10 protein-coding genes are annotated in these 13,543 nt (G+C 55.8%); 7 read left to right on the top strand and 3 right to left on the bottom strand.

Annotation, left to right across the window (positions count from 1 at the left end):
* Positions 1-3: 3 nt before the first annotated feature.
* From SM130_RS10125 to alaC, 5 genes are all read left to right on the top strand, one after another.
* Entirely contained in the window at positions 4-714 is a 711-nt protein-coding gene (locus tag SM130_RS10125) for an MOSC domain-containing protein (RefSeq protein ID WP_102823818.1), read from the top strand.
* Between the two features lie 54 nt (positions 715-768).
* Entirely contained in the window at positions 769-2,202 is a 1,434-nt protein-coding gene (ccoN, locus tag SM130_RS10120; protein WP_102823817.1) for a cytochrome-c oxidase, cbb3-type subunit I, read from the top strand.
* Positions 2,203-2,540: 338 nt separating this feature from the next.
* The gene (locus tag SM130_RS10115) at positions 2,541-3,446 is read left to right on the top strand and encodes a diiron oxygenase (protein WP_256044893.1); all 906 of its coding nucleotides are present in this window, start codon (positions 2,541-2,543) and stop codon (positions 3,444-3,446) included.
* A gap of 69 nt (positions 3,447-3,515) precedes the next feature.
* Positions 3,516-4,544 carry an iron-sulfur cluster-binding domain-containing protein gene (locus tag SM130_RS10110; protein WP_102823816.1) on the top strand — a complete coding sequence of 343 codons (1,029 nt, stop codon included), beginning with the start codon at positions 3,516-3,518 and terminating at the stop codon, positions 4,542-4,544.
* 97 nt (positions 4,545-4,641) lie between these two features.
* On the top strand, positions 4,642-5,868 hold the full coding sequence (gene alaC, locus SM130_RS10105; RefSeq protein WP_258006864.1) for an alanine transaminase: 1,227 nt from the start codon (positions 4,642-4,644) through the stop codon (positions 5,866-5,868).
* Between the two features lie 64 nt (positions 5,869-5,932).
* On the opposite strand, the gene SM130_RS10100 is transcribed toward alaC, so the two are convergent.
* Entirely contained in the window at positions 5,933-6,979 is a 1,047-nt protein-coding gene (locus tag SM130_RS10100) for a threonine aldolase family protein (protein WP_102823815.1), read from the bottom strand.
* Between the two features lie 528 nt (positions 6,980-7,507).
* On the opposite strand from SM130_RS10100, the gene SM130_RS10095 reads away from it, so the two are divergent.
* Entirely contained in the window at positions 7,508-9,235 is a 1,728-nt protein-coding gene (locus SM130_RS10095) for an AMP-binding protein (RefSeq protein ID WP_102823814.1), read from the top strand.
* Here SM130_RS10095 and SM130_RS10090 read toward each other — a convergent pair.
* Both SM130_RS10090 and SM130_RS10085 read right to left on the bottom strand, forming a co-directional pair.
* On the bottom strand, positions 9,216-9,803 hold the full coding sequence (locus SM130_RS10090) for a Crp/Fnr family transcriptional regulator (protein WP_102823813.1): 588 nt from the start codon (positions 9,801-9,803) through the stop codon (positions 9,216-9,218). The genes SM130_RS10095 and SM130_RS10090 overlap by 20 nt on opposite strands.
* Positions 9,804-10,538: 735 nt before the next feature.
* Positions 10,539-10,667, bottom strand: coding sequence for a hypothetical protein (locus SM130_RS10085; protein ID WP_342369139.1), 129 nt, complete (start codon positions 10,665-10,667; stop codon positions 10,539-10,541).
* Between the two features lie 796 nt (positions 10,668-11,463).
* Between SM130_RS10085 and SM130_RS10080 the strand changes: the two genes are divergently transcribed.
* Complete coding sequence (locus tag SM130_RS10080) at positions 11,464-13,461, top strand: methyl-accepting chemotaxis protein (protein WP_256045077.1); 1,998 nt, start codon at positions 11,464-11,466, stop codon at positions 13,459-13,461.
* Positions 13,462-13,543: the final 82 nt, after the last annotated feature.

The following is a 13,543-nucleotide window of genomic DNA, read 5'->3' as shown; positions in this document are numbered from 1 at the left end:
TAAATGCTACTCGGGACGATTCAAACCATCATGACCGGAACAGCGGTGCCATTTACTCGGCCCGAGACCTTCAGTGGAATCGACAAAAGACCGCGCACAGGCTCGGTCGGCGTCGGGCTTGAGGGGCTCGAAGGTGACGAGCAAGGAGATCGACGTGTTCATGGCGGGCCTGACAAGGCTATCCACCACTACCCGTACGACCATTATCGCCACTGGAGACAAGCGTTCGGAGATCGAAAGCTACTGCAAGCCCCAGGCGCCTTTGGCGAAAACATATCAACTGTAGGAATAACCGAAGAAAACATCTGCATGGGAGACATCATCTCGTGCGGATCCACGGTGCTGGAGGTTTCGCAGACCCGTCAGCCTTGCTGGAAACTCGATGATCGGTTTGCCGTCCGGGGCGTTGCCCTCGAAATGCAACGCAGCGGCAAAGTTGGCTGGTACTACCGGGTGCTCAAGCCTGGGGCATTTGAAGTCGGCGCAGCGCTGAACCTGATCGACCGACCGAACGCCGAGTGGCCACTGCGCAGAGTGCTTCAGCTCCTCTACGTGAACCCGATGGACCTGGACGCATTGACGCGCTTGCAGTCGCTTCGATTGCCGCCCTCCTGGGAGAAGATTGTGGCAAATCGCATTAGGACCAGCACCGTTGAGTCTTGGGCCAAGCGCCTGGGCGGGCCGGGATTCGACGCAGGCGAATCGCATGGATGACGCGCTGTCCCCCAGAGCGCGCCGATTCAACCGAGTCACCGGTGAGGGCAAGACGTGAATAACACTAACGAAACGCTGAATTATGAGGTGGTACGCCAGTTTACGTTGGCGGCACTTGTGTGGGGCGTGCTGGGCATGGGAATGGGCGTGTTCATTGCCGCGCAGCTCGTCTGGCCAGGTTTGAACTTCGACTTGCCATGGACAAGTTTCGGTCGGATTCGTCCGATCCATACAAACCTTGTCATCTTTGCATTTGGCGGCAGTGTCCTGTTCGCTACCTCGCTGTTCGTAGTGCAGCGAACATGCAAAACCCCGCTTATTTCTTCTGCGGCTGCGAGTTTCGTATTCTGGGGATGGCAGTTAGCGATCCTGGCGATGATCGTAAGCTACGCGCTGGGCTATACCACTTCCAAAGAGTACGCAGAGATGGAATGGCCGATCGCCGCCTGGGTTACGGCGGTTTGGGCGATATACTGCTACTTGTTCTTCGGGACGATCGCTAAACGAAAGACCTCCCATATCTACGTGGCAAATTGGTTCTTTGGCGCATTCATCATCGTGACCGCAATGGTCCACGTCATCAATCATTTAGCGATACCGGTAAGTGCATTAAAGTCGTACTCCATATACTCGGGAGCAACCGATGCAATGATCCAATGGTGGTACGGTCACAGTGTTGTAGGATTCATCCTCTCAATTGGCTTTCTGGGAATGATGTATTACTTCGTACCTAAACAAGCTGACCGGCCAGTCTATTCATATAGACTTTCAATAGTACATTTCTGGGCGATCATCAGTTTATATATCTGGGCCGGCCCTCACCACCTGCATTACACCGCTCTACCGGACTGGGCCCAAAGCTTGGGTATGGCCATGTCAATTATTCTGCTGGCACCAAGCTGGGGCGGGATGATCAATGGAATGATGACGCTTTCAGGTGCGTGGCATAAGTTGCGGACTGACCCAATCCTTCGCTTTCTGGTTGTTTCCCTCGCGTTCTATGGCATGTCAACGTTTGAAGGTCCGATGATGGCAATAAAGACCGTCAATGCGCTTTCTCACTACACTGACTGGACCATCGGCCACGTCCATGCAGGCGCTTTGGGATGGGTGGCGATGATCTCCATTGGCACGCTGTACAACATGATCCCCGAGCTTTGGGGCAAGAAAAAAATGTACAGCGTCAGGCTCATCAACGTGCACTTCTGGCTCGCAACGGCTGGAACCGTTCTTTACATAGCCTCAATGTGGGTAAACGGCATCACACAAGGCTTGATGTGGCGAGCTGTAAATGACGACGGTACCCTGACCTATTCGTTCGTTGAAGCGTTGGAAGCGAGCCATTCGGGTTATGTAGTGCGCCTTCTAGGCGGATCACTTTTTGTGATCGGGATGATATTGATGGCCTACAACGCGTGGCGCACGTTAGTTATACCTGCGGAGCAGTTGAGCCCTGCCCGACGCCCCTCTGCTGCCGAGGCAATTTAATGAGTTTTTTAATGATGCTGGCTACGACGTTGGCCAGCTTCTGGCTCCTCGCTTGTTCAATCCGGATTGATGACAGATCAAGAAGCCCTAGACGCCTCCCAACTCCCATTTGCTGACGAGCCCGACTACCAGCCCCAGATCTTATTTGAGGCATAGCCAACACAAAACCAGAACACCTAACTTCAACTATGGCGAAGCAACTTGTTTCGCCAGCAGTTCCGGCCGCCCAAAATAATTAATTAACAAGGACACCGACAAACGGCACCAGCTCGTAACAGAGTCGCAACATATAAAGACAACCATTCAACTTACGAGACCACCAGAAGAGGAGAAACATCATGCACGCAGCGCAACCCGCAGGACAGCATAACTCCGTAGCAGATATGCTAAATAAGCTGTCAGAACTTTGGGAAACAAGGGCAGCCGTTAACAAGCCACAAGGAAAATATAATGAACTTGCATTTGATCCAAGCCGAAACGACTACAGCGAGTCTCTTCTACCGTTCCGCAACCACGGGGCATGGGCCAGAGCACCAGAACAGATAAAATCCAAGTGCCTGTCATATGCTTGGATCATATACAACTTAAAGACGATATATATCGAATGCGATATTGTCACTCCAGCGTGCGAAGACATAATAAAAACACCTCCTAGCAACACAGGTAACCGTGCAGTTCTCCAGAACGTCATGGCAGAAGCTTTGCTGGACGAAGCGCTTCATACGAAAATGTCGTTGAATGCATGCAATTATATCTATGATCGCAGAAATCTAGATTATTTCGACTTCAGCGATTTTAATTTAATCAAATGGCGCAATGAAGTAATTGGGAGTTGTACGGCAGAGTGGGAGCGGCGTCTAACCCGATTCGGTATCGCATGCGCGAGCGAAACGCTGATCACCGATTACCTGAAGACAATGGCCGAAGATGATTCGATCCAGAAAATTTGCCATCAGGTAACCAAAACCCACGCAATGGACGAGTGGAGTCACTCCAGCGTGTTCAGCTTCGTGGCAGCCGACATTGTAAACGGCTTGGCCCTATCGGAAAAAAACCATCTGGAAAAAATTATACGGAGAACCGTTTCCATGTTCGCCAACAATGAGCTGAAAGCATGGGAACATGCTTTTGCACTTGCTGGCCTTCCTTATTACCAAGAAATTATTAATGACAGCGCGGAGCTTGGCGAAATCAACGTCTATACCGACTCCGTCGAGAACCTCATTGAACGCATTGGGCTTTAGTCCTAACGTTCACGGCACTAATAGGTGCACATAAAAACAATTCGGCATTATCAGGCAATAGAGGCTCCCATGGAAGACATTATGTTTCTTCGATGCGAACAGGCTTGCGAAGTAGCAAGGAACGTGAAGACATTTAAGTTACGCATTCTAGATATCAGTCACAGCACCACCCCAGAACCAGGACAGTACATATCCATCGTATTTCCCGACTGCAGCGGAATACGTCAACAACGCAGCTATACAGTTATCGGAAAGCCAGAAAACGACTTGATAGTCATAGCCGTTCAACGAACCGGACGCGGTGGCGTTTCGGATAGGCTCCATGCCGATCTCAAGGAAGGGGTCGTGGTTGGCGCGACGGGCGCCGCTGGTGAGATCACATCTGAAGCCTTGATTGGCGCCAGTGAGCTGGTACTGCTAGCCGGAGGCATAGGGATCACGCTTCCTTATGGCCTTATAAAATCCCTCTCGACGCTTCACGACGCCGGCCTTCCCGTACCCAAGACTACCCTTTTTCTAAGCGCACCAGACGTAACCGATATCCCCTTCCTTGGCGAACTTCTCAAGCTTGACATGAGCACCGACTGGTTCAGCATTCGCTTGTTCATCACCCGCAGCCCTATCCGGCACAGTACTGTTCAGTTCCGAAGCGGCCGCATACAGGCCTCATTGCTCGCCGAGCATGCGCAGCCGGATACGGTAATTATTTGCGGGGGCCATAGCTTCGCTCAGTCACTTCACGAGCAATGCAATCAAGTATATGAGAGGGCGCACTATCTCATTGAATCATTCTCCGCTCCGGAAACTGACGAAATCACGAATGGTCGTCCCCACCCTGTCACGCTATACATCGAGGGCATCGACAAAGAGCTCGTCATGCAATCGGATCAATCGTTGTTGGATGGGCTCGAAGCCCACGGCATTCCGATAAAGACCCAGTGCAGGACCGGAGTCTGCGGTAGTTGCAAGATTCGCATCAACAGTGGCGACATACATCGCAGCGCCGATTTTGCGTTGAGAGCGACTGAACGCGCGGCGGGCTATGCATTGGCATGTTGTTCTTTTCCTCAAGGCAAGGCCGTTTCAATTTCACTCTGATGACCTTTTTCGGGGGGTTAGTCTTTGGCATCCGCTAGCCCGCCGATTACAAAACCAGCTCCCGTTCAAGATATCCGCCTTTATTCTCGAGATCCAAATGTCCAATAACAGTCAGTCAGCCCCCATTCCCTCCAAGATGGCGTTCAGTCGAATCGATCGCCTTCCTGCTTATGTTTTCAATGTCACAGCGGAGCTGAAGCTCGAAGCGAGACGCAGGGGGGAGGATATCGTCGATCTCAGCATGGGTAATCCGGACGGCGCGACTCCACCGCATATCGTGACAAAGCTCTGTGAGGTCGCTCAGCGGGACGATACGCACGGCTATTCGAGTTCAAAAGGCATTCCTCGGCTGCGCCGCACGATCACCCAGTGGTACCAGAGTAGATACGACGTCGAGATTGATCCGGAAACCGAGGCAATCGTGACGATCGGCTCCAAGGAAGGGCTGGCACACTTGATGCTCGCTACGCTGGACGCCGGGGATACGGTGCTCGTACCCAACCCGAGCTATCCGATCCATATCTATGGCGCGGTGATCGCCGGCGCTCAAGTCCGCTCCGTTCCACTTGTGTCAGGCGTGGACTTTTTCATCGAGCTGGAGCGGGCCATTCGTGAATCCATTCCAACACCGAAGATGATGATCTTTGGCTTTCCGTCGAACCCGACGGCGCAATGCGTCGAACTCGATTTCTTCGAGCGGGTGATCGCGCTCGCCAAGCAATACGGCATCTTGGTCGTGCATGACCTCGCCTACGCGGACATCGTGTTCGATGGCTGGCAAGCCCCCTCGATCATGCAGGTACCTGGAGCCAAGGATGTAGCAGTCGAGTTCTTCACGCTGTCGAAAAGCTACAACATGGCCGGATGGCGCGTTGGCTTCATGGTGGGCAATGCCGAACTCGTTAACGCCCTGGCTCGTATCAAGAGCTACCACGACTACGGCATGTTCACCCCGCTTCAGGTCGCCGCAATAGCGGCGCTGGAGGGCGACCAAAGCTGTGTGAAGGAAATCGCTAAAACTTACCAAGCCCGCCGAGATGTTCTGGTCTCGGGGTTGCGAGCTCTCGGTTGGATGGTCGAGCAACCCAAAGCAACCATGTATGTCTGGGCAAAAATACCCGAGCGATACCAACACCTGGGCTCGCTTGAGTTCGCCAAAAAGCTGATGGCAGAGGCCAAAGTCGCCGTTTCCCCCGGGGTCGGTTTTGGCGAATATGGCGATGATCACGTCCGCTTTGCGCTGATAGAGAACCAGAGCCGTATTCGCCAAGCACTGCGTGGAATCAGATCCATGCTAAACGCCAGCTACCCGCCAGTTTCTTAGGCGGGCCCAGCTAAATAAGCGGTACCGCATGTTCGCGGGCGGTGCGAGCCGTGCATCGCGCTGCCTATACGGGGCCGGTTATGGTCGCGCGGATATCATCTGCCAACTGGCGTACCCGAGCTTCGCTGGTGTCCCACGAGCACATGAAGCGTGCGCCGCCAACGCCGATAAACGTGTAGAACATCCAGCCGCGGTTTCTCAGCGCTTCCAGCGCCGATGGCGGAAGGCTGACGAACACGCCGTTTGCCTGTACCGGGAACATCAACTCGACGCCAGGCAAGTCCTGAATCAGGGCCGCCAACAACTGGGCACAATGGTTGGCGTGCTCGGCGTATCTATGCCAGGCGCCGTTCTCGAGCAGTCCGACCCAGGGCGCCGAAAGGAAGCGCATCTTGGAGGCGAGTTGGCCGGCCTGCTTGCAGCGATACTCGAAATCGGTGGCCAGTTCGCGATTGAAGAACAGGATGGCCTCACCTACCGCCATACCGTTCTTGGTGCCCCCGAAACAGAGCACGTCGATGCCGGCTTTCCAGCTAAGCTCGGCTGGCGGCATGCCCAGATGAGCGCAGGCGTTGGCGAAGCGGGCGCCATCCATGTGCAGGTGCAGCCCGAGGTCTTTGCAGGTGTCGCTGATGGCACGCAGCTCGTCGGGCTGATAGACGGTACCGACTTCCGTGGCCTGGGTCAGGCTCACTACGCGTGGCTTGGGGTAATGGATGTCCTTACGCTTCAAGGCAATCTCACGAATGGCCGCCGGCGTGAGCTTGCCCTGCTCAGTTCTGCCGAGCAGCAGCTTGGAGCCGTTAGAGAAGAACTCTGGTGCACCGCATTCATCCGTCTCTACATGCGCGATGTCTGCACAGATCACGCTGTGGTAGCTCTGGCAGAGGGACGACAATGCCAGGGAATTGGCAGCCGTGCCGTTGAAGGCGAAGAACACCTCGCAATCGGTATCGAACAATGCGCGGAAATGGTCAGCGGCGCGGGCGGTCCATTGGTCATCGCCGTACGCCCTATCGTGGCCCAGATTCGCCCTCGCCATGGCCTCCCAGGCTTCGGGGCAGATGCCGGAATAATTATCGCTGGCAAATTGCTGTTTGTCGGTCGTCATCGAATCCTCCTCGCATGACACTGCCGGGCCGTTGGTGGCTGCACGTTACGCTGTAGAGCCCAAAAGATGCGAGCGCAAACGATAAAGTGCCGGATGGCGGGTACGACTTTGCTGTTCCCGCTCACCTTGTACGGCGTGAATGCGGGTGGCGTCCACCAACAGCGTGGCGGGTTTCCGGTAACCAACCGTAGCCACCCTGCCCTTGCTCCACGCGGGCTCGCGCACCGCGGACTGTAGGCCTATAGGGAACGGATGCGTAGAGACAGGCTGATTCGAGTGGCCAGTTCCAGAACTCTTACGATCGAAAGCGCTGCGCAAATCCGTGTAGTGAGCGGGAGCACAGAGTAATCGCATGTTCGTAACCCGCGCTCTTTTCCTTTACCTGAAGCGCAGGCGAGCACGCTGAATGGAGCGGCTGTGCTCAGGGCGTGGGCGATTCACAGGGCTCGATCCGTTGACATATGTTAATGAGCTGACAGATCTGCCAGGGGATCATCGGCGCCTCTTGCTCTGCATAAGCCCATAACAATGAAAAATAATTGCCCTGCCACCGTTTATGAACTCATCTTGGCGTCTGCCCAGAAAGTGCCCAAGTCGACCGCTATTCACTACGTCGAAGACGCTGATGACCTCAATCCTGGATATGCTCAATCCTACGAGCAGTTGTTAAGCAAGCTGCACAAGTCGGTCAACATGATGAGGACGCTGACTGGCAAACGTCGGCCTGTGGTGTCACTTCTCCTACCGAATATTCCGCAAGCTCAAACCTTACTTTGGGCTGCCGAGTCAGCTGGTGTCGCCAACCCTTTGAATCCGCTCCTTAGCGAAGAAGCGCTGTTTCAACTGATGGAAAAAGCCAAGACGGATCTTATCTTCGTGATGGGCCCTATGGAGGGCAGTGACCTCTGGGGAAAAGCTGAACGGGTTGCTGGTCGACTTACCAGCCAGCCACAGTGCGTCTCGGTTCTAAGCGCGGCAGGCTCACTCCATTACGACGCCCTGGTGAACCGCTACGCAGACATTCCTTTGGGTGCAGATGCGGCGCCCTCACCGGGAGATATCGCTGCGTACTACCATACCGGCGGGACAACCGGGACGCCGAAGTTAGCCTGCCACACTCACGCCAATCAGACCGCAGGCGCGCTTGCCGTTGTGCAGAGCATGCAGCTGACGGAATCTGATATCGCCATTAATGGCCTGCCGATCTTTCATGTAGCAGGCGCGATAGTGAACAGTTTGGCGATCCTAGCGGCCGGCGGCCAATTGGTACTCCCGACCGCGGCGGGCTTTCGCAATCCTTCGGTGATACGGAACCACTGGCGCTTGATCCAGCACTTGGGCGTGACCATCAGCAGCGGTATTCCCACCTCGATGGCATCCATGCTTGATACGCCCGTAGAACACAACGACATCGGCACGTTGCGCTTTCTGGTTTCGGGCGGAGCGCCTGTTCCCCTGAAGCTTCATGAGCTCGCCCAGCAAAAGCTGGGACGACACCTGTATCAAGCCTATGGCATGACAGAGTGCAGCGGTGTCATTGCGCTTCCCAACCTTTCCAAGCCTCCAGTGTGGGGGAGCGTTGGTCAGGTTGCTGCTCCCTCAGAGGTGCGCATTGACTCCGGAGAAATTTGCATCCGAAGCCCCATGGTATCGCCTGGCTATCTCGGTTCAGAGAAGCAGCTCTGCGAGGACGGCTGGTTTAGGACCGGAGACCTGGGTCGAGTCGACGAAGAAGGCAATCTGTTCATTACCGGACGCGCTAAGGACCTGATAATTCGCAGCGGCCACAACATTGACCCGGGATTGATCGAGGGATCTCTGGAGCAACACCCAGCAGTGGGTATGGCAGCTGCGGTTGGCATGCCTGATAAATATGCAGGAGAACTGCCTGTCGCCTTCGTACAGCTCCGGGCAGGGGCACATGCCACTTGCGAAGAGCTGCAAGAGTTTGCAATGACTCATATCGATGAACGACCTGCTTGCCCCAAAAGGATTGTCGTCTTGGATACACTGCCGATAACTGCTGTGGGCAAGGTCTTCAAGCCGAAGCTGCGTGAACACATTACTGAGCTGCTCCTTGAGGAGCTCATCGAGCCACATGTGGGGAAGGTCACCATCAGTACCCGTCACACCGAAAGCGGCGAGCTTGTTGTTCGGTTAACAGATGTGCCAAGTACGCAGGAGGCGTGGTGTCGCAGTGTGGTTGCGCAGTTGAACCTGCAGCTAGAAGCGCTAATCACCCAACATGACGTTTAATACGCGATAGGGAGGCGGGCTCTATGCCCAGGTAGCTTGCCAGATGATATTGGGCCACTCGGGATACGAGCCACCCCTGATGCTCAATCAGCCACCGGTAGCGAGCCTCACTGTTGCAAGTCAGCAGCAAGGCCTCGCGCTCCTCATTGCGCAGCATGATTTCTCGGATGTATCGGTTGAGCAAACCTTGAAGCGGCTGCCCGGTTTCGCTCAGATCGTCAAAAACACTGACCGGCAATGCTGCCAGTTGGCAGTGCTCGACCGCCGCGATCGTATAGGTACAAGGTTGACGCTTGAGGTATGAGCTAAGTGATCCGATTAACTGGCCTTCTCGGAAAAAAGCTTTGTTCCATTCCTTGCCGTTTGGCGATAGGTAGTAATAGCGAGCCGTGCCGGCGAGCACCATGTAGAAGTACGTCGGTATCTGTCCCGCTTCAATGACGACCTCATTCTTTGCAACTGACCGCAGCCGGGCAAGATCAGCCATTGCCGCCAGCCATTTCCCATCTGAAAGTCCAAGTGCCTCTAGCTGGGTCTGCAACGTTCTCCTTGCTGCTTGCGGCTGCATCTATCTCACCTTCACGCTTAGAAAACAGGCACCAACTTGGAGTGTGCCATGCTTTTTTCGCATCGAGAAAAAGGGGGGCGAATTGAACTGACCCTGATTTTACGGAGACCTCGAATGTGACTATACCGTCAGGTAGGAAGGTGTCCCATGATCGACAAACGTACGTATCAACGCCACAGCCCAGAGTTCAAGCAAGAGGCTGTACGCCAGCTCACCGACACGAATAAGTCCTGGACGCGCAGGACCAGAACTAAGCCGCCGGGCTGTACCGTTGCAGGGAAGCGGCGATCTGCAACCTAGTCGAATTTCAAGGCCCCAGTCGTCCAGCACTCACTGCGCTCTACCTTGAACATTTGGCCCCACCTCGCGATTTGCCCGTCGACCATGTGGACGACGAGTCGTTGGCTCCGTACATCCGAGACCGACTGGCTGGCCGATTACGCGGCAACCGGCAAAGCATTTGCGGCCTGTCTCCACCGCGGACAATAAACCTTGCGATCGAGAGAGTCATACGTGTCTTGGAGCTGTGTGCCTGAAGTGACGCGATGAGACAAGACGACTCTGGCGCGATACGGCCACGATGATTACGCAGCTGCACCTCAGACGTCGACGCGCCAGGCCCATACGCTATCTTGGTATGAACAGATCCTGCTCTGTTCACCAACTGTCCGATCATTTGCGAAGGATGGCCCTCAACAGATCCATAGCGGCTCTCGGGAGCAGGAGGTAGCCAAGTTAGGATTGAGAAATTCCGCTGCCGGAACTTGGAAACAGCATGTTCTTCATCATCTGGCCGACCTCAGCGGGCAACATGACTACGCGGGGGTGAAGTACGGCGACGAGCGCCTGATCGTGCTGATCCATGCCGCCAAATCGGTGATCGAGAGGCAACGAGGTTCGGACCCAGTGTGAGCCCTACGGGTTGGCCACCCTACCCCAACGCATCGAATGATGGCTCTGCATGGCGCAAAGCAAGGAAGCGAGCGGCAGCGATGTATGAGCAGCGCTTCCGGCATAGCACCGCCGGATTTTGCTTCGATCCGCGTGCATGACCTGAAGCACACGTTCGGCCGCAGGCTTCGCGCCCGCGCTTGACGGAGGAAGACAGGACGATCCTGTTGGGCCACAAGAACGGCAGCATCACCAGCCACTACTCGACGGCCGAACCGGGCAAACTGATCGATGAGCCCAACGGGATATCGGCAACCGACTCGTGGGGGGCGACACTAACGATATTGAGGAGGAAGGCAGGATGAAGGAAGCCCTGCAAAAGTCCCACAACGAAAAAGGCCGGTGCTTTCGCAACCGACCTTTTTCGTTGATTTGTTTGGTCGGGACGGAGTGATTCGAACACTCGACCCCTTGCACCCCATGCGGGTTATCGAACACCTATCTTGTTGTTTTTAAATACTTTTTCAACGGCGTCCTACTGCAATCAACGCCCTACACTGTTCAACGATGCTCAACGGATCCCCGCAAAACTCCCACCACACCATCTGCTCGCAGCCGAGCCCTCTACTTCTATTATATCGAGTGTGTGAAGCCTGCCTTGAACCCGGGCGACCGCCAGTCGCCGATTTCTTAACTAATCGGTCAACAAGCCGATAGCGCACCATCGCCATGCCCTCCGTTGGGCCGGCTGTCTCAAGGTTCAGGATCCATGCTCTCTTTGCGTACCATCAAAGCTCGCTACACCGCTGCCTTCATCGGCTTCGTTCTTCTGGTCATGCTGCTCACGATGCTGGGCATCAAGCGCTTCGTTACCCCACAGCTTATGGAGGCAGGCGAAACCATCGTCATGTCGCAGGTCACCGAGATCGGCGAACACATCTCGTTGGAACTCGCCCGTGTCGAGGCGCAGGCACGCAGTATCACCCAGACGGTGCCGATGCTCGCCAGTGACGAGATCGACCGGGTCCTGCCGGGTCTCGTGGACCAGTACGGCGACATCAAGGTATTCGGTGGTGGGATCTGGCCACTTCCCGAGGTCCGCACGCCGGGTCGCGCCAAGCACAGCACCTTCTATCACCGGGATGCGTCCGGGAAACTGATCGTCAATACCCACTGGAACTCGGCCGAATCGCGCAACTACTTCGACGAGCCCTGGCATAAGGGGGGCCTGCTGGCGCCGCGCGGCAAATGCGTCTGGGCGGCGGCCTACCAGGACGACGCCAGTGCCGAGCCGCGCACCAACTGCGCGATGACAATCTATAAAGAAGGCTCACCCTGGGGCGTGTCGACCATCGATCTGACCCTCGGCTTCTTCAACCGCCTGGTTGCCGAAAAGCAGGACGAGATCGGCGGCGAGGTCATGATCATCGAGGCCGATGGCAAGATCCTCAGCAACCAGCCGCAGCTTGGTTCGGACATGGTGCTGCGCAACGTGTCGGAACTGGCCAGCCAATCGCCGTTCATCGCGACGGTGCAAAAGGCTCTGGCCAGCACAACGCAACCCTTGCGCCGCAACATGTTCACCAGTACGACCGGCGACGCATTCACTTTCTTCATGGCACCAATCGAAGGTACGCCGTGGTTCCTCGCCGCAGCCCTGCCGACCGCCAAGCTCGAGGCACGAAGCGATGAGATGCTCGGAACGCTCGCGTTCCTGCAGATCCCGATGGTGGTTGTCCTGCTCGCGCTGATGCTCGTTGCGATCAGCCAGCTAATGAAGCGACTTACGGTCCTGAAGACAAATATCGATTCCCTTTCCGCAGGCGACGCCGATCTGACCAAACGTATCGATATCAAGGGCGAGGACGAAGTCGACCAGGTCGGCCGCTCAGTTAACGGCTTCATCGGCTACTTGCAGAAGATGATGATCGACGTAAGCGATGCCACCACCCAGATCCAGTCCGAAATCGCTCAGCTCAAGCTGCTCTCACGCTCGACCAATGAAGCGCTGGCCCGGCACGCCTCGGAAACCGACCAGGCCGTTACCGCGATCAACGAGATGAGTTCGACGGCCGAGTCGGTTGCCCAGAGCGCCAGCGACACGGCGAGCTTCACCCAAACGGCCAATCACAACGCGGTTTCCTCCAGGTTGGTGGTCGACGATGCATCGAGCAGCGTGCGCTCGCTGGTCAGCGAGGTGGAAAGCGCAACGGCGAAAGTCCAGGCGATGCAGGCCGATGCCCAGCGCATCAACGATGTACTGGGCGTCATTGGAGACATCGCCGGGCAGACCAACCTGCTTGCGCTGAATGCGGCGATCGAGGCTGCCCGAGCCGGCGAACAGGGCCGTGGCTTCGCGGTCGTTGCTGACGAGGTCCGCGCACTTGCCGCACGCACTCAACAGAGCACGTCCGAAATCAATGAAACCCTGCAGCGGCTGAAGGATGCCGTCGGATCTGCCGTGCAGGCCATGGAACAAACCAAGGCGAGCTGCCAGGCGACAGCCGACAAAACGGCTCAGGTCACCGTTGGACTTGATGAAATGACCAACTCGGTCGTTCACATCAATGATCTCAGCACCCAGATCGCCACCGCGGCGGAAGAACAGAGCGCCGTAGCCGAGGAGATCAACCGGAACATGGTCGCCGTGCGGCATGTTGTCGACGAATTGGTCGAAAGCGGTGTGAGCGTCGATCGAAGCACAGAGTCCTTGCTCAGCACCAATGCTCGCCTGACGGCGCTGGTGAATCGATTCAGGGTTCGCTGATAGAGCGATCGCAAAAAAGGCCCCACTGGGGCCTTTTTTTGCACCGCAATCTTCTACTCATAAGCCACGTTGCGGCCAGCCT

The organism is Stutzerimonas stutzeri, from assembly GCF_038561965.1.
In the GTDB taxonomy this organism is placed as follows: Bacteria; Pseudomonadota; Gammaproteobacteria; order Pseudomonadales; family Pseudomonadaceae; genus Stutzerimonas; species Stutzerimonas stutzeri_AA.
The sequence above is the reverse complement of the archived record's forward strand: the minus strand, read 5'-3'. Positions and strand labels throughout refer to the sequence as shown.

What these genes read in the sequence shown, in the direction of transcription:
- SM130_RS10125 (WP_102823818.1), top strand. Translation starts at nt 4, where the DNA reads ATGCTACTCGGGACGATTCAAACCATCATGACCGGAACAGCGGTGCCA.
- SM130_RS10115 (WP_256044893.1), top strand. Translation starts at nt 2,541, where the DNA reads ATGCACGCAGCGCAACCCGCAGGACAGCATAACTCCGTAGCAGATATG.
- SM130_RS10110 (WP_102823816.1), top strand. Translation starts at nt 3,516, where the DNA reads ATGGAAGACATTATGTTTCTTCGATGCGAACAGGCTTGCGAAGTAGCA.
- alaC (WP_258006864.1), top strand. Translation starts at nt 4,642, where the DNA reads ATGTCCAATAACAGTCAGTCAGCCCCCATTCCCTCCAAGATGGCGTTC.
- SM130_RS10100 (WP_102823815.1), bottom strand. Translation starts at nt 6,979, where the DNA reads ATGACGACCGACAAACAGCAATTTGCCAGCGATAATTATTCCGGCATC.
- SM130_RS10095 (WP_102823814.1), top strand. Translation starts at nt 7,508, where the DNA reads ATGAAAAATAATTGCCCTGCCACCGTTTATGAACTCATCTTGGCGTCT.
- SM130_RS10090 (WP_102823813.1), bottom strand. Translation starts at nt 9,803, where the DNA reads ATGCAGCCGCAAGCAGCAAGGAGAACGTTGCAGACCCAGCTAGAGGCA.
- SM130_RS10085 (WP_342369139.1), bottom strand. Translation starts at nt 10,667, where the DNA reads ATGGATCAGCACGATCAGGCGCTCGTCGCCGTACTTCACCCCCGCGTA.
- SM130_RS10080 (WP_256045077.1), top strand. Translation starts at nt 11,464, where the DNA reads ATGCTCTCTTTGCGTACCATCAAAGCTCGCTACACCGCTGCCTTCATC.